Source organism: Salaquimonas pukyongi (assembly GCF_001953055.1).
GTDB lineage: Bacteria > Pseudomonadota > Alphaproteobacteria > Rhizobiales > Rhizobiaceae > Salaquimonas > Salaquimonas pukyongi.
Genome location: NZ_CP019044.1, coordinates 17399 through 34366 on the forward strand (window position 1 = coordinate 17399; position 16968 = coordinate 34366).

A 16968-nucleotide genomic window follows, 5' to 3' on the forward strand; every position below is an offset into this window, starting at 1 on the left:
GAAGGCGATTTTTCTCGTAACCACCGTTTTTGGAATGACGGGACTTTGGATTGCTATTCTTGCTGATACCGGAGCCACAGTTATTGTTACATTGAATGCATTGCGTTTACTGGCATATGATCCAACTATATCGACAACATAGAATTAATTCCATATATTTACCTATTGATTATGAGATGTAAAAGGAGAAACTAAATATGCTGATAAACAAGCGAACCTTTTTGACCGGTGTGAGTTCTATGTTTGTCATGAGTGCAATGCCAGCATGGAGTAAAGAAAGCTCCGCCATTCACATTGTGAAGGGGCTTGGTTGCGGCTGTTGTACTGCGTGGGAAGAAATATTGATCAAGGAAGGTTTTGAAGTGACAACTGAATCACTTCATCCTGCAGATTTGGTCAAATTGAATTTGGAGAACAATGTCCCACAAGAACTGTTCTCTTGCCACACAGCCATGATCAACGAGTATGTGGTGGTTGGGCATGTACCGGCTGACGATATCAGAAAACTGATCGCCGACAAACCGGATGGTTTGGGGATTGCCGTTGCCAACATGCCATATGGATCCCCTGGTATGGGTCCAGAAGATGAGCGCGAAGCCTACGATGTCATGCTGTTTAAAGCAGATGGATCAACCGAGTTGTTTACCCGATATAATGCCGCATAATGCTGCGTCGAAAATCATGTTGCCTCTGAATTATCAATCTGGTTCGGCAATTGTCAAACAATCGCGTATTGATGCGGTGGATATTGTACGCGGCGTTGCAATTTGTGGTGTCGTTATATTTCACATGGTCTGGGATTTGGAGTTTACAGGCATAATATCAGGCGTGGCGTTTCATCCGATTTGGCTGGGATTCGGGCGTATTCTTGCCGGAACATTTATGTTTCTTGTTGGATATAGTCTCGTTCTTGCTCATCCGAATGGGGTAGTCAAAAAAGGCCCCTTCTTAAGGCGCTTGTCGATTATTTCAGCAGCAGCTTTGGCGATAACTCTGATAACGTTTTTTGCCTTTCCAACCAGTTTTATCTTTTTTGGGATATTGCATTCGATAGCCATTGCAAGTTTGCTCGGCATTGTGTTCTTGAAAACACCAGCCATTGTACCTTTGGTTATGGGAATTCTGGTTTTGGCATTTCCGCAATATCTACAAATAGACGCTTTCAATTCCCGATGGCTGGCCTGGATAGGTCTTTATTCCAGTCCGCCAATTAGCAATGATTTTGTACCCGTGCTTCCCTGGTTTGGGCTCACTTTGCTGGGAATTTTTTTTGCAAAAACAGTCAAGCATTTAGATATAAAGACTCATTCTCGTCGTTTTACAAGTCTTGGAAATTTGCGCAATTCTTTGATTTGGGCCGGACGGCGAACACTTCCCATTTATCTGCTACATCAACCGGTTCTACTTTTGATCATCGTACCGGTTTCATGGATACTGCAGACTATCTAATTCTTTGCGGGAGTGAATGGATCTGCAAGAGCCGACTTTGGTCGGCTGACAGGCACTTTGGAAGCAGATGTTCGTTTGGATAGATACTCCGGGCCTTTTGTGGAAAGGATTTTGCGGAAGTCGAAATGCATGCCGCCATCGCTATAGGCATAAGACATCACATTTCCCTGACTGATTATCTGCTCCATCATTTCGATGTCGCCAGTAGTTTTTTCAGTAACCGCCTCCGCGGCAATTTCGAATTCAGGACATGCGGCCATAGGGTCATCAAATTTTGCGTCGCCAACCGCTTCACCAAACCGGTATCGTCCTTCGCAAAAACTGAATTTTGGTGGCTGGCGGAGGACTTCAAACCTGTCGTAACCTTGCTTGAGATCCATCCAGAAATCAAAGTTTGGATTGTCACGGTAAATTGCAAGATTGTTTGGCGTCATACGAAACGGATAGGATTGCACCTGAAATTCAGGTTGACCTCCCCGCAGGGCATCGCGAACGATGGAATATAGTTCCCCGACATGTTCATCTGAAATTGCGAAGCAGCCCGATGAAGAACAGGCTCCATGCACCATGAGAGCAGAACCGGTATATCCTTTTGCCGCTTCCAATTTGTTTGGGTAGCCAAGATCAAAAGAGAGGAAATACAGCGACTTCGGGTTCAAACGTCCAACACTGACGGTATAAAAACCTTCCGGGGCCTGACGATCGCCTTGATTGGTCTTTGGTCCCAGTTGCCCAGACCATCTGCAAATCGGATACGTCTTTAGTAGTGCGTATCTGCCCGTCTGGTCTTTTTTCCAGAGCTCTAATTCACTTTCCTTCTTGAAAATGCGAACCAAAACCGGGCTGGATTGTGTCATGCCTTTTTCATTCATTTCGGTGATCATCTTGGCGGGAATTTTTATGTTTCCTCGATCCGCCAAATCAAGAGTGGAAGAGACACAGCCAGATAATACAAAAACGCTTATCGCAAGAATCATAGAGATTGATCGAAGTGGTATTCCCATTTTCCCCATGCTTTCTGTATTGTGCAAAAACACTGTGTCTCATCCCAATTTAGATCACCACAAGGCGGCTTTTGTTTGGCACTCTATCATACAAGTCAATTACATCCTGATTGATCATCCGAACGCACCCGCTGGAAACCGATTTCCCAATTGTCCAGAATTCAGGTGAGCCATGAATGCGATAAAGCGTGTCCTTACCATTTTGAAAGATATAGAGTGCTCTTGCACCAAGCGGATTGCTCAATCCAGGAGGCATGCCGCCATTTCTTGAACTCCATTTTTCAAGTTCGGGTTGCCGGGCAATCATTTCATCGGGCGGGGTCCAGGTAGGCCATTTCCGCTTCCATTGAATAACGCCATCTCCCGACCATTCAAAACCCTGGCGTCCGAGACCAACGCCATATCGCATCGCTTTGCCGTTTTCTTGGACAAGATGCAAAAAATAGGTTTTTGTATTCACAACAACGGTACCTACTGGATGGCTGGTTGGAAAATTAACCTGGCGACGCCAGAATTTTTTCGGAACTTTTTTAAGGTCAATGGCTGGAAGGCTATAACCTCCATCGGTTCTTGCTCCGTAGATACCGTTAAAATCTCCGATTTTCCCAGCATCGTCTTTTTGACTAAATCTGTTTGGCTGTTCTGTTGTACTGCAACCAGTAAGTGGAATCAGACCGAACGCAGTCAGTCCGGTTAAAAAGTCACGTTTTCTCATAAAATTGCCTTTCAAGGTTGGCGAACGGGAGTGTTGCCCGCTCTAACCATTGTAAAAATGTTTCAGTTTCCCGGCGGAACTATCTGACCACTACAGATGTGCCAGTGGGCACGCGTTAAAAAAGATCTTCAACATGGGCGTTGATCATTCGGATGCATCCGTTTGAAACTGATCGACCAATGGAGGATGGTTGGGTAGTACCGTGAATCCGGTAAAGGGTGTCTTTGCCATTTCGGTAAAGGTAAAGCGCCCTCGATCCGAGCGGATTGCTCGGCCCTCCAGGAACACCATCTGCAAACTTGGCGTATTTTTCGGGTTCACGACGGATCATGTTCTTAGTCGGCGTCCAACGTGGCCATTCAGCCTTACGGCCTATAGTGGCTGTCCCTTTAAATTTTAACCCGGCTCGGCCAACACCAACCCCGTATCGACGGGCTTTTCCGCCGGGTAATTGGAGATATAAGAAATGTTGTTTCGTATCTACAACAACCGTTCCAGGATGATACCCGGAAAACTTGACTGTTTGTGGGTTGTATTTCGGATCAAGTTTGGTTTTTTTTGTGTGTGCATAAACTGGTGTCATGCCAGTAGTAAATGTAATTGATGCCAGACCGACCATCAGCGATCGACGCGTAAACATATGGTTTCTCCTAGAGACAATTTAAATCATTTTGGCCAAAAGCCGGTGGGAAAGACTTAAATTGTATGAATAGGAGGACGAAGAATATTCGAGATTGATTTAAATAATGATAATTGCATTTCGCTGATCTGATGGATTTGTCTAAAACCTAAAACGAATGGCATTGTCTCGGCAGCTACAAAAAAGCCGGTGTGAGACAGGCAATGGAAACCCGATCCAAGGAAATCGATATTGCTTCCGGTCTTGTTGGACACAACATTTACAAGAGAAGCGTCCATAGTGTTTACAATGTAATGACATGATGAACCAATGTTGGAATCGGCTGCATTTGAGGTATGGCTGGAACTCGCGATTGCCGCGAGTGCCAACATACAACAAATTGTGGCTGTTAAGAAATGTTTCACCATATCAAGCGTTGTACCTAGGGTATGGTAAAAGTGAAGTAAATTCTGGTCGAATAATTTGGATTAGACCAAAAAAAAACACTGCGTTGCGGGTTTGCAACGCAGTGTGTCCTTCATTTGAAATATGAAACCTGAAAGCGACCTCGATCAGCTGGACTGCAGGCTTTCCCATTTCGTCAAATCCCCAGGCAATTGACGCTTCAGGTAAGTGAGTTCCGCATCCTGCCATCTCAAGACCTGATTGTTATTGTTATCGAGAATGAAATCTCCCTGATCCGTAACGACCGTTAGCACAGCGTGACCGCCGCCATCTGCATCATAAACAACCGTCGCCCGCATGGTGCCTGAAGGAATACCTATTTGTTCTAGTTTCCGACGTTTCTCCAAAACATAGTCTTCACAATCCCCCGCTTCACCCGGCAGTTCCCAGCGTTCGGGTACGCCAAAATTTTCCATGTCAGTCAACGGTACGACCTCTGAGTTTACACTGTAGTTGATATCAACAATTTTGGTCCACGCTTCTTTTGTTAGGTTGAGAATAGGTGTTGTATCGCTTACTTGGCAGCGTACCTGGTAACGATTGCAATATTCATAAGCGCCTATCGGTATGGAAGTGTTTCCAAAGGCTTTCATGTTTAGTGCGTTGCGCGGTTGCGATGGATTGCGATGAAGTGCATCTGCATTTGCTGTGTTGACAGTTATTGTCACCATTAGGGCAGTTATTATACATTTTAGCATTGACAGTCCCCTTGTTAATCCAAGGGTTTGATATCATTTACATGTAAAATTGAGGGGAATCTCCGGGGGGCAATTTTAGTCAAATAGCAAGCACTGCCTTAACTAAATTGTAATTATCATTTCAGCGTGTTTCAAAAACAATGGTCACTACGATTTACATCATTCATTCTTGATCATCTATGAGACCTAATAAATTTTCAGGTGATGCAGGTGAAACAATATCCATTGCTATCTCGGATAATTGCCCGGTGATGCGTTCGGTTACAGTTTGAGAAGCACTTAACGCAATATGATTTTCACGAACTAGAAACTGCTGTCGAATGGTGGTTTTGTTGCCTCTGGAAAGTCGGATCTTTTGCCCGATACAACCGACACGGCGACAGTAAAAATTATCGACTCGATGCACATTCGACGTTATCGAAACCGGTGCTGGGGCATCAATGACTGCAAGGTAATTTACTGGGATTTTTCTCACATTTAATTGTTGTGCGATGAGGGTTGCGATGTTTCCACCATAGCTTACCCCGACCAGGTTGAACTTGGCATCTGGATTGGTATCAAGCTTTTTTTGAATATCTGCGATAACTGAGATTTGAATTGGAACGGTGCTTTCTACCGGGGTGACGTAGGAATAGTGCTTACCACCCAAGCTTAGACTCAGATCGCGAAGGCCATAACCGACAGCCGGGATTGCACTTGCAAGCCCATTGATGAAATACGAATAGTGATTTTCATCTGGCCCGACAAAGCGGGTAACCGAAAGTTCATCTGCCAAAACAGAGCTATCGGATAGAATTAACGTTAACCCCACAATGGTTACGATGTTTTTCATGGTCAGAATTGAAACTCCAATTTACCCGCTCTGACGGTGCATTGATAAAGTGACTTTATTTTGATCAACGCTAATAACTGTCAGAGCCAGCGTCGTGTGGTCTTTTGATAAGTAGCCCATTCCTCGCCAAAGATCGTATTGAGCGCTTGTTCTTCAGGTTTGATTTGAAACTTGGTAATGTAAACCACGAAAAGCACAGGCGCGAAGAAGGCGCTTAGCGTTCCAAGAAAAATTGCAAAAGACAGCGTCAGCAAAGTCATGCCAACATACATTGGGTTTCGAGAAATTGAATAAACCCCGGTTGTGACAAGTGATGTTGCATTGGATAGTTGCAGTGGATTAACAGTGGTTTTGTGTTTTCTAAAATCCATGACAGCGAAGTAAACAAACCCTACTCCCAAAAATCCAAAAATGCTCGGTGCCACATAGCCTGCATCAAATTGTGTTATGGGCATCAATGTGTGTGTTGTTGCAGACAAAACGAGGCAGATTGCCATGACTGCCAAAGGTGGAATTTTTATCATTTTGATCTCATCATTTTGGAATCAGAAATACTTTCTGACCCTATAGTAATACTTTAGGTAGACTTTATCATAGTTGCTTTCGAATAATCAGTTTTGAGATGGTGACCGATAATTTCGGGTTCTATGCAAGCGTGTCTGGAGCATTCCATTTCAATGGTTATATGCGAAATTCCAAACTTGCTGTTGAGAACGGATTTGACCGTTTCTTTGATTTCATCGGCTTCATCCCACCGTCCGGATACGATAACCAAATGCATATCGAGTGCATTTTCGTGTTCCTGCATTTGCCAAAGATGCAAATGATGTACACCCGCCACACCCTCGGTTTTTTCTATTTCCTGCAATATATGTTTGGCTTCCAATTCGGGAAGGCTGCCCAACATCAAGATGCGAATGACTGGACCGACTTCCGAAAAAGACATCCGGAGAATATAGCCTGCAATTAAAAGCGTGACCAATGGGTCAATCCATTGCCAATCTAAGACAATAATGAGTGTACCGGCCACATTGACTGCGATTGAGCCAAGTGCGTCAGCAACATTGTGCAGAAACGCTGCTCGTATGTTCATACTCTGCTTTGACAAAGAATAGGTGAGCAGGGCTGTGACAGCATCTACAACAAGCGCGACAGTGGCGATTATGACCACGAGCCATTCATCCACCCCTTACGGTTCGAAAAATCGAAAAATCGCTTCATATGCAAGATAAAGTCCGATGACGATAAGTGTTGTGTAGTTGATAAGCGCGGCCACGATTTCGGCACGTCCATAGCCGTATGTCATGGATTCACTAGCAGGGCGCCGCGCAATCTTGCGGGAAAACGCGATAATGAGCGATAGTGCGTGAGACAGATTGTGAATCGCGTCGGCGATCAGCGCAAGGCTTCCCGATAGTATGCCACCGATGATTTGGGCAACTGTGAGTGCCAGATTGACGATAACAGCCCAGAAGACGCGGGCATCTCCTGCATCCGGGGCTATGTGTTTATGTGAACCTGCCATGTTTGTTCCTAAGGCTGCTGAGTTCAAATTGGCAATCATCATAACTCGTCTAGCAACTATAGGTTCAAGTGGTTATTTCAGACGGTTTTTATTGGAATATTTGTCTTAAATCAGTGTCAGACCTGACACTTATACGCTAGTTGGTTTTGGCGGATTACATCATTGAAGTTGACTTAAGCCCGCTATGGCGCGCAAGGGATGGAAACCAACCGGCCGAAACCCAGTATCGCACGATGCGCAGGGTTCGGTTCATGACAGCCCGGTCCGGCGATAGCCGGATGCGTCCATCCCCTTCAACACCCAAAACCACAACTGCAATTCCGGGCTCCGCAACTGGCGCTACCGAAACACCGGATGTTCGAGGATTTGCTTCAAACCACCGACCGCCTCGCCATCCTCCGTCCAGCTCATCAGTTCATAGATAACCTGGCTCAGAAGGATTGGCACCACACCATATTGTTCCAGCCGACGACAGGCTTCGCGCCGTCCAGACCGGTCCCGGGAGAATGTCAGATCGGTGATGACATGAACATTGAACCCATCGCTCAAAGCTTCCAGCGCCGTTGCGCCCAGGCCTGAATCGAGCCAGAAGCCGCACAGGATCAGCCGACCCCGCCCCTCCGACCTGATCGCCTCGATCAGTTCGCGATTGTGCCAGGGCATCTTGGTGTCATCACAGGGAAACACGCGGTTGCGCTTGCGCGAACAGGGCGAGGAGAGCCAGGCTTCCTTCCTGCTCTGGCCATAGACGGCAAACCAGCGCGGCACTCTGGCGAGATCTGCGGCTTCATCGAGCAATTGGAATTTTGTCGCCGTGGTCTTCTCTGCCGCCTTGCCGAGCAGGCGGCTGTGCAGGCGCGAGGGTTCGACGATCAGAAAGCAGCTGTCGTGTGGGTCAATGGTCGCCAACATGGACGTGCCCTCCATGGTGCTGAATGGACGGCGCCGTGGCCGTCAGGTCTCTTCCTCTCCGGCTTTCGCCAGGGCATTCATTATGGCGTGTGGGTCAGCCTTCAAGGCTGCCGCCAGATCAAGAAACTCGATCAGGTCGAGGCGGCGTTCACCGCGCTCGAACTTGGCGATGTAACTTTGCTGCGCTTTCAGAGCGTCCGCCACCTGCTGCTGCGTCATTCCGGCTTCAAGGCGGGCCCGCTTCATCAACTCAATAAACGTGTTGTAGCGCGCGCTACCCAGTGAACCCGGCATTTAGACCGTCCAGACAAAAGAACGGTCTTCCCAGTAATCCCGAAGCCGGATTATCCCAGTTCGGGATTATCGAACCTTGCGGGCCGGTTTGTAACATGACGGAAGGCTTGGCCTGGTCCTGTCAAGCCCTCCAAAAACCCTTGCAATCCGGGTGTTCGATCACGTCAACACAACCCCAAGCTGTTGATTCACGCACAAAAATTTGCCGCCAAATTGGACCGGTCATCGCGATCAACAGCCCGCCATTGCACGTCAATGGCCACCATCGCGCGCCAAACCGGCCAAGTGTTGCTGTAAAATAAAGTGATCTGATGGACAGTCTATCCAGTAATTGGACTGCCAATGCCGGAGCAAGACTGGGCCGTTGCAGTGTGGATTTGCGTGGATTTCCGTTCAATTGATGTGGGGCCGACTTTTCTCTTTGCTGGCGCCGAACAGAAACAACCATTCGCCGCACAGACATGCAACCCACCACCCTTCTCATCGGCCAGGCAGCCATCGTCACCGGAACGATCACCGGGACGCTTTGGGCATCGACCCAGTGGACGGCGTACAAGCTCGGCTACCAGCCGGGCCTCGGTGAACCCTGGTTCGAATTCGCGAGCGCTTCCGTTTACTATCCGTGGCGGCTGTTCGAATGGTGGTATGCCTATGAGGCCTATGCGCCGGAGATCTTCCGCAAGGCGGGTACCCTGGCTGCCGGTGGCGGTATTCTCGGCACGACGACGGCGATCATCGGTTCGTTGTGGCGGGCGCGGCAGACAAAGAACGTCACCACCTATGGCTCGGCCAAATGGGCAAGCGACCGGGACATCGCCAGTTCTGGCCTGCTTCAGGATACCGGCGTTTTTCTCGGTCGCACCAAATCTTCTTACCTGCGCCATGATGGACCTGACCATGTTCTGGCCTTTGCCCCGACCCGCTCGGGCAAGGGTGTCGGTCTTGTCGTGCCGACGCTGCTTACCTGGACCGGTTCGACGGTGGTCCATGACATCAAGGGCGAGAACTGGACGCTGACCGCAGGCTGGCGCTCTCGCTTTTCTCATTGCCTGCTGTTCAACCCGACCGATCCGCGTTCGGCCAAATACAATCCGCTGATCGAAGTGCGAAAGGGACCGCATGAGGTGCGCGATGTGCAGAACATCGCCGACATTCTGGTCGATCCCGAAGGCGCGCTGGAAAAGCGCAACCATTGGGAAAAGACCGGCCATTCCCTGCTGACCGGCGCGATCCTGCATGTCCTTTATGCCGAAGAGGAAAAGACACTTGCCCGGGTAGCAACCTTCCTGGCGAACCCGAAGCGCACGATCGAGGCAACGCTTCGCATCATGCTGACCACCAACCATCTCGGCACGAAGGACGCGCCGAAGGTGCATCCGGAGGTCGCCTCGATTGCCCGCGAGATGCTCAACAAATCCGAGAACGAACTCTCGGGCGTCGTCTCGACGGCGATGTCGTTCCTCGAAATCTATCGCGATCCGATCATCGCCGAGACCACATCCCGATGCGAATGGCGGATCGATGATCTGAAGCACGCAGACCGTCCGGTGTCGCTCTATCTGGTCGTCCCGCCGTCGGACATTTCCCGGACCAAGCCGCTGATCCGGCTGATCCTCAACCAGATCGGCCGCCGCCTCACCGAGAAATTGCCGAACCCGAACGCCAAAAAAGTCAAAGGCAAACAAGATCATCCGCTGCTGATGATGCTGGACGAGTTCCCGGCACTGGGGCGGCTCGATTTCTTCGAGACCGCGATGGCCTTCATGGCGGGGTATGGCATTCGCGCCTTCCTGATCGCTCAGTCGCTCAACCAGATCGAAAAGGCCTACGGGCCGAACAATTCGATCCTCGACAATGCCCATGTGCGGGTGGCCTTTGCCACCAATGACGACCGCACCGCTAAGCGGATTTCCGACGCGCTTGGCACGGCAACGGAGTTGAGGGCCCAGAAGAACTACGCCGGGCACCGTCTCGCGCCCTGGCTTGCCCATGTCATGGTCTCGCGCCAGGAAACGGCCCGCCCGCTGCTGACGCCGGGCGAGGTGATGCAACTCCCCTCTGACGAAGCGCTTGTGATGCTCGCTGGCTCGCCGCCAATCCGGGCGCGGAAACTGCGTTACTACGAAGATAACAACTTCACCGCGCGGCTGCTCCCGGCACCCGAATTGAGCGGCAGCGGCACCTATGCCGATTGCCCGCAGGGCCGGGCCCATGACTGGGGCAGGCAGACGAAAAAGATCAGCCGGGCGCTGCAACGTCGCATCGTCGAGGATCATTTCGCGACAGGCGATGAGGGTGGCCTCAAACAGGAGCCGAGCCTGTTCGACACATTCGGCACCGCACCCGATCCGACCCCATCAACCGACCTTGCCCTGCTCGATGATGATTTCGACGGCGGCACGACCAGCACCGATGCCCTGGCACGATCCCAGACCCGGCAGCGCGATGCCAACCGCGCCGTCCAGCGCGCCCACGCCATAAACAACGACGGGCACAAGCCCGATCTCCTCCCGGAGTTCTAAGCCCATGAAACCCCGCATCAATGTCTATCTCGAGGACCATGTGGCAAAGCAACTGGCGCTTCTCTGCAAGCGGCCCGGCGCCAACAAGTCGCGCATTGTCAGCGACGCGCTCGATCAGTTCCTCAATCCAGAACAAGGCGCAGAGACCTTTGAGGCTTTGATCCGACGCCTCGACCGGATGTCGCGATCGCAGGAACGCATGGATCGTAACCTGTCGGTGACGCTCGAAACACTGGCGCTGTTCATCCGCTATTTCCTGACCATCACACCGCCGCTGTCCGGCGGTGACCAGGCTCATGCACATGCGCTCGGCAGGGAACGGTTCGAACAGTTCGTTGCCCAGGTCGGTCGGCGGCTGGCGCGTGACCAGAACCTTCTTTCCGAAGTGCTCGAGACGCTCGCCGACACACGGCCAGACCTGTTCATGATCAACCCGGATGGCAAACCCGAGGGGACAAACGGCGCGACACCAAACCCAAAGCCCGCTGTTGCGCAGAACACGTTCGCGGACACTGATGACGATCTGCCGACGCTGCGGCCGGTTGTGTTCGAGGACGGCGACGAGGACCTCGCCCTCGATCCGTTTGATGACGACGACACGTTTGAGGAGGACGGTTTCGACGACATGGCGTTCGAGGACGATGAAGACCTGACGGAGGCGCGCCATGGCCGATGATCCTTACGGCATCACCGAAGCCGATCTGCAGGCCGCGCTGCTGACTGAAGCCGGGAACCGCCGCCGCCAGATGTTGCTCACCGCCTTCGGACCCCTGATCGAGGCGGCACTGAAGGATGAGAGTGTCATCGAGGTCATGGTCAATCCGGATGGAAGGCTCTGGATCGAACGGGTCGGCGAAGGCCGGGTCGACATGGCAAGCCCGATGCAGGCCGCTGAGACCGAACGCATCATAAGGCTGGTTGCTGCCCATATGCGCGGCGAGGTCCATGACGAGGCACCGATTGTTTCGGCGGAACTGCCTGAATCCGGCGAGCGCTTCGAGGGCGTGTTGCCGCCCGTCGTCCTCGGGCCCTGTTTTGCTATCCGCAAACCGGCCTCGAAGATTTTCGATCTGAAAGACTATGTCGATGCAGGGATCGCGACGCCGCTGCAGGCCAAGGTCCTGTCGGAAGCGGTGGTGGACCGCAAGAACATCGTCGTGGTCGGCGGCACATCCTCCGGCAAGACCACACTGGTCAATGCGTTGCTGGCAGAAGTTGCGACGAGCGGCGACCGGGTGATGATCCTCGAAGACACGCGCGAACTGCAATGCGCGGCCGACGACGTCGTGGCGCTCAGAACCAAACCGCATGTGGCAAGCCTGGCCGATCTGGTGCGCTCGACGCTCAGGCTTCGACCCGACCGGATCATTGTCGGCGAGGTTCGCGGCCGCGAGGCGCTCGACATGCTGAAGGCCTGGAACACCGGCCATCCCGGCGGCATCACCACGGTGCATGCGAATTCCGACCGGTCCGGGCTCTACCGGCTCGAACAGCTGATCCAGGAAGCGGTCGTGACCGTGCCGCGCCGCCTGATCGCCGACGCGGTCGATGTGCTGGTCTTCATCGAGGGCCGCGGCGCGGCGCGCAAGATCCGCACCGTCTCGGAAGTGACCGGTCTCGATTCCAATGGCGACTACCGGCTTTCCCCGCTCGCCCCCACCCATCTCACCACTGTCTGAGCAGAGAGGAACCTCATGCCAAACCCGACATCCATTTCCCGTCCGTACCGCCGATTGCGAAATTCCCTCACTACCGCTGCCGAGGCTGTCACCTTTACCGCGCTTTACGCCATGCCGGTCCATGCTGCTGGCTCGGGCATGCCCTGGGAAGCGCCGCTGCAGCAGATCCTCGAATCGATCGAAGGCCCGGTGGCCAAGATCATCGCGGTGATCGTCATCATCATCACGGGGCTGAGCCTCGCCTTCGGGGACACATCGGGCGGCTTCCGGCGGCTGATCCAGATCGTCTTCGGCCTCTCCATCGCCTTTGCCGCGACGAGCTTCTTTCTCTCTTTCTTTTCCTTTGGCGGCGGGGCGGTGGTGTCATGAGTTCATCACCAATCCATACGAGAAGCGCCGTTCCCGGTTTCGAGGTACCGCTGCATCGGTCCCTGACCGAACCGATCCTGCTGGCAGGCGCCCCACGCGCCGTCACGATCCTCAACGGCACGCTTGCCGCCTCGATCGGGCTCGGCCTGCGGCTCTGGATCGCGGGACTCCTGCTCTGGTTCGTCGCCCACATGATCGCGGTCTGGGCAACGCGCAGGGACCCGGCCTTTGTCGAGGTGCTGACCCGGCACATCCGCCACAGAACCGAACTGTCGGTGTGAGGCGGTCATGCTGAACCTTGCCGAATATCGCGGCAAACCGGACCGCCTGGCAGACTATCTGCCCTGGGCGGCGCTGATCGCACCCGGTATCGTCCTCAACAAGGATGGGTCATTCCAGCGGGTCATTTCCTATCGCGGGCCGGATCTCGAAAGCGCCACGGAAGCCGAACTGGTCGCGGTCTCGGCGCGGATCAACAATGTGCTGAGGCGTTTTGGTTCGGGCTGGTCGCTGTTCTTCGAGGCAACACGGGTGCCGTCCGCGCCCTATGCCGAGAGCCGGTTTCCCGATGCGGCGTCCTGGCTGGTCGATCAGGAGCGCAAATGGGATCTTGATGCGGAAGGGGCGCATTTCGAGAGCCGATATCATCTGACCTTCCTCTATCTGCCGCCGGAAGACCGGACCAATCGCAGCGAAGGCCTGCTCTATGAATCGAGCGACAAGTCGAAGAAGCGTGTCGACTATCGCGATCACCTGAAAAGCTTCATCGCCGAGACCGACCGCGCCATCGATCTTCTCGCCAATATCCTGCCGGAAGCCCGCGCGCTCGATGACAGCGAGACGCTGAGTTTCCTGCACCAGACGATCTCGACCAAACACCATAGAGTCGCGGTGCCGGAGACCCCTGCCTATCTCGATGCGATCCTGCCCGACACACCGTTTCTGGGCGGCATGGAGCCGATGCTTGGGAACAAGCATTTGCGGCTCCTCACCGTCCTCGGCTTCCCCAATGCGACCGTGCCGGGTATGCTTGATGACTTGAATGATCTCGGTTTCGACTATCGCTGGGTCACCCGCTGGATCAGCCTCGACAAGCCGCTCGCCACGAAACAGCTGACGACCCTGCGGCGGCAATGGTTCGCCAAGAGGAAGTCGATCACTGCGATCCTGCGCGAAGTCATGTTCAATCAGGAAACCGCCCTCATTGACAGTGATGCTGACAACAAGGCGCTCGATGCTGATGAAGCCCTGCAGGAACTCGGCTCCGATGATGTCGCTTTCGGCCATGTGACGACGACGCTGGTTGTATCGCACGAAAACGCCCGCGAGGCCGACAACCGGCTGCGTGCCGTCGAGCGGATCATCAACGGGCGCGGTTTTGTCACCATCCATGAGACGCTCAATGCCGTCGATGCCTGGCTCGGCACATTGCCGGGCAACCCTTACGCCAATGTCCGCCAGCCGATCATTCATACGCTCAACCTCACCCACATGATGCCGGTCTCCGCCGTCTGGGCGGGACCGGACCGCAATGAACATCTCAATGATGCAGCCCTGATCACCGCCAAAACCCGCGGTGCGACACCCTTCCGTTTCGACCTGCATGTGGGCGATGTCGGCCATTCGCTGATTGTCGGCCCGACCGGGGCTGGGAAGTCGGTGCTGCTGGCGGTGATCGCCCTGCAGTTCCGCCGTTACCCGAACTCCCAGGTCTTCGTCTTCGACAAGGGGCGCTCGGCCCGGGCCGCGCTTCTTGCCATGGGCGGCACGGCCTTCGATCTGGCGCTCGATGGCGGGCTCGCCTTCCAACCGCTCGCAAACATCGACAAAGGTGCCAAACAGGCCTTTGCACTGACCTGGCTGACAGGTCTCTTGGCCAATGAAGGCGTCACAATCGATCCACCGGTCAAGGACGCCCTCTGGACGGCAATCAAGAGCCTTGCCTCTGCCCCCAAGCCAGAACGGACTCTGACTGGCCTGTCGCTGCTTCTCCAATCGAACCGGCTGCGCCAGGCGCTGCAACCCTACACGCTGGAAGGCCCGTTCGGGCGCATGCTCGATGCGGCGCGCGATGATCTTTCGGTCTCTGACGTGCAGCATTTCGAGATGGAGGAGTTGATGCACCACCGCCAGTTGGTGCTGCCGGTGCTGACCTTCCTGTTCCATCGCCTCGAAGCGCGGTTTGATGGTCGCCCTACACTCCTGATCCTCGATGAGGCGTGGCTGTTTCTCGATGATCCGCTCTTTGCCGCGCGCATTCGCGAATGGCTGAAGACGCTGCGCAAGAAGAATGTTGCGGTGATCTTCGCCACGCAGTCGCTCGCCGATATCGAGAATTCCTCGATCGCACCGGCCCTGATCGAAAGCTGTCCAAGCCGGGTGTTTCTGCCCAATGACCGGGCGATCGAACCGCAATCGCGCGCCATCTATGAGCGCTTCGGATTGAACACAAGGCAGATCGAACTGATTGCCCGCGCCGTGCCGAAACGCGACTATTACTACCAGTCTCAGCGCGGCAACCGCCTGTTTGAACTGGGCCTCGGACCGGTCGGACTTTCGCTATGCGGTGCCGGATCACCGGACGACCAGAAACGCATCGACGCATTGCTGCGCGATCCCTCAACGGCTTCCGGCAGCAGTTTCGCCGCCGCCTGGTTCAAGGCGAAGGGACTCGGCTGGGCTGCCGACCTGCTGCCCGATTTTGATCTGCCGGACCTGCCACCAGAAGACCGGCCCGATCCAAACAGCTTCATCGCCGCTCATCTCGACCGGCTCGACGGCTTCAACGCCCAGATCGAGGAGATCACCGCGATGCTGGCGACCAGTACGGAGGAGTACCCTCCCGACCCGGCTTCCGACAAGGATGAACTGCATCCCGTTCCCGAGATCGAACCGGAGCCCAGACACCAGTCACCACAATTAGCCCCGCAGCCCGCAAAGGAGACTCCCGATGCCCAATAGACATGCCCTCAAACGAACCGCCTCGACGGCGGCACTCATCGCCGGGCTGACGCTCTCGGCTCTGACGCTCACCAGCCAACCTGCCAGTGCATGGAAAAAGGTCTTCGATCCGTGGAACTACCGCCAGAACATATTGACCGCCGTGCGCTCGCTTTCCGAGGTCAATCAGCAGATCGAGCAATTGCGCAACGAGGCCCAGATGATCCTGAAAATGGATCTCGACCTCACAAGCCTCGGCTCGACAATCTCGCCGGAACTCGCCCGCACCCTTGGTGAGATCAGGACGCTGATGGATCAGGGCAATACCATCCGCATGCAGGTCGAACAGACCACCCAGGAAATGCAGCGACTCTTCCCGAACGAGTTTGCTGCCTCGCTCACCGGCGACGAAATGGTCCGCGACGCCAAGGTACGCTGGGATCAGACGCTCGCAGCCTGGAAACGCTCGGCAAACCTGCAAGCCAAGATCGCCGAGAACACCGATCAGGATGCCGGGCTTCTCGACACACTGTTAAACCGGTCTCGTTCCGCCGTCGGCAATCTGCAGGCGAGCCAGGCCGGCAATGAACTGACGGGCCTCTCCGTCAAGCAGTCGCTGCAGTTGCAGCAGCTGATGGCCGCGCAATACCGGGCCGAGACGCTGGACCGGTCCCGCCGCATGGCAGCCGAGGAAGAGGCGCGTGTGCGCTTCAACAGTTTCCTAGGTTCTGCCGACGGGGCCTATTCACCCACCCGCTAGCGCCAGAGCGAAGCGAGCCAACCGCAGGGGACAGGCTCGTCATCGTGGGTGATGCCGGACCGGTGGCGAAGCCTCCCCTCGCTACCGGTCCGGTTCCTCGAAACTGAAATGCACCAACGCGGAAACGCCGTTTCCGCGACCGGACAAGTCGTGCCTGCAGGAAACCAGAGACCAGAGACCAGAGA

The 16968-nt window shown here is 54.0% G+C and carries 17 protein-coding genes and 1 pseudogene; 9 read left to right on the forward strand and 9 right to left on the reverse strand.

What is annotated here, in order from left to right; translation table 11 throughout:
- The first annotated feature begins 197 nt into the window (after positions 1-197).
- On the forward strand, positions 198-665 hold the full coding sequence (locus tag BVL55_RS00105; protein WP_075995203.1) for a DUF411 domain-containing protein: 468 nt from the start codon (positions 198-200) through the stop codon (positions 663-665).
- Complete coding sequence (locus tag BVL55_RS00110; protein WP_244530548.1) at positions 625-1449, forward strand: heparan-alpha-glucosaminide N-acetyltransferase; 825 nt, start codon at positions 625-627, stop codon at positions 1447-1449. The genes BVL55_RS00105 and BVL55_RS00110 overlap by 41 nt, the downstream gene beginning before the upstream one ends.
- On the opposite strand, the gene BVL55_RS00115 is transcribed toward BVL55_RS00110, so the two are convergent.
- From BVL55_RS00115 to BVL55_RS00155, 9 genes and pseudogenes are all read right to left on the reverse strand, one after another.
- Positions 1446-2486, reverse strand: coding sequence for a L,D-transpeptidase family protein (locus tag BVL55_RS00115; RefSeq protein WP_342097857.1), 1041 nt, complete (start codon positions 2484-2486; stop codon positions 1446-1448). The genes BVL55_RS00110 and BVL55_RS00115 overlap by 4 nt on opposite strands.
- Before the next feature lie 16 nt (positions 2487-2502).
- Complete coding sequence (locus BVL55_RS00120; RefSeq protein WP_083649275.1) at positions 2503-3168, reverse strand: L,D-transpeptidase; 666 nt, start codon at positions 3166-3168, stop codon at positions 2503-2505.
- Between the two features lie 115 nt (positions 3169-3283).
- Positions 3284-3751 (reverse strand): L,D-transpeptidase, encoded by a 468-nt coding sequence (locus BVL55_RS00125; protein ID WP_075997768.1) that lies wholly within the window; start codon positions 3749-3751, stop codon positions 3284-3286.
- Between the two features lie 608 nt (positions 3752-4359).
- Positions 4360-4923, reverse strand: coding sequence for a transglutaminase-like cysteine peptidase (locus BVL55_RS00130; RefSeq protein ID WP_244530549.1), 564 nt, complete (start codon positions 4921-4923; stop codon positions 4360-4362).
- A 190-nt stretch (positions 4924-5113) separates the two neighbouring features.
- Entirely contained in the window at positions 5114-5782 is a 669-nt protein-coding gene (locus BVL55_RS16315; protein ID WP_075995206.1) for a thioesterase domain-containing protein, read from the reverse strand.
- An 80-nt stretch (positions 5783-5862) separates the two neighbouring features.
- Positions 5863-6306: a methyltransferase family protein gene (locus BVL55_RS00140; protein ID WP_083649276.1), complete on the reverse strand. Its 444-nt coding sequence runs from the start codon at positions 6304-6306 to the stop codon at positions 5863-5865.
- A 53-nt stretch (positions 6307-6359) separates the two neighbouring features.
- A pseudogene (locus BVL55_RS00145) lies at positions 6360-7349 on the reverse strand (cation diffusion facilitator family transporter).
- A 297-nt stretch (positions 7350-7646) separates the two neighbouring features.
- Positions 7647-8219, reverse strand: a complete 573-nt coding sequence (locus BVL55_RS00150; protein WP_162841422.1) for an isochorismatase family protein — start codon at positions 8217-8219, stop codon at positions 7647-7649.
- 42 nt (positions 8220-8261) lie between these two features.
- On the reverse strand, positions 8262-8513 hold the full coding sequence (locus BVL55_RS00155) for a helix-turn-helix domain-containing protein (protein ID WP_075995208.1): 252 nt from the start codon (positions 8511-8513) through the stop codon (positions 8262-8264).
- A 461-nt stretch (positions 8514-8974) separates the two neighbouring features.
- Between BVL55_RS00155 and BVL55_RS00160 the strand changes: the two genes are divergently transcribed.
- From BVL55_RS00160 to trbJ, 7 genes are read left to right on the forward strand one after another with little or no spacing between them, the layout of a single operon-like run.
- On the forward strand, positions 8975-11035 hold the full coding sequence (locus BVL55_RS00160) for a conjugal transfer protein TraG (RefSeq protein ID WP_075995209.1): 2061 nt from the start codon (positions 8975-8977) through the stop codon (positions 11033-11035).
- 4 nt (positions 11036-11039) lie between these two features.
- On the forward strand, positions 11040-11711 hold the full coding sequence (locus tag BVL55_RS00165; RefSeq protein WP_075995210.1) for a hypothetical protein: 672 nt from the start codon (positions 11040-11042) through the stop codon (positions 11709-11711).
- Positions 11701-12714, forward strand: a complete 1014-nt coding sequence (trbB, locus tag BVL55_RS00170) for a P-type conjugative transfer ATPase TrbB (protein ID WP_075995211.1) — start codon at positions 11701-11703, stop codon at positions 12712-12714. The genes BVL55_RS00165 and trbB overlap by 11 nt, the downstream gene beginning before the upstream one ends.
- A 15-nt stretch (positions 12715-12729) precedes the next feature.
- Complete coding sequence (locus BVL55_RS00175; protein ID WP_075995212.1) at positions 12730-13083, forward strand: TrbC/VirB2 family type IV secretion system protein; 354 nt, start codon at positions 12730-12732, stop codon at positions 13081-13083.
- Positions 13080-13364, forward strand: a complete 285-nt coding sequence (locus tag BVL55_RS00180; protein WP_075995213.1) for a VirB3 family type IV secretion system protein — start codon at positions 13080-13082, stop codon at positions 13362-13364. The genes BVL55_RS00175 and BVL55_RS00180 overlap by 4 nt, the downstream gene beginning before the upstream one ends.
- Before the next feature lie 7 nt (positions 13365-13371).
- Positions 13372-16044 (forward strand): conjugal transfer protein TrbE, encoded by a 2673-nt coding sequence (trbE, locus tag BVL55_RS00185; RefSeq protein WP_075995214.1) that lies wholly within the window; start codon positions 13372-13374, stop codon positions 16042-16044.
- A complete protein-coding gene (gene trbJ / locus BVL55_RS00190) occupies positions 16034-16783 on the forward strand; it encodes a P-type conjugative transfer protein TrbJ (RefSeq protein ID WP_075995215.1) in 750 nt (249 codons plus the stop codon). Before trbE ends, trbJ begins: the two co-directional genes overlap by 11 nt.
- Positions 16784-16968: the final 185 nt, after the last annotated feature.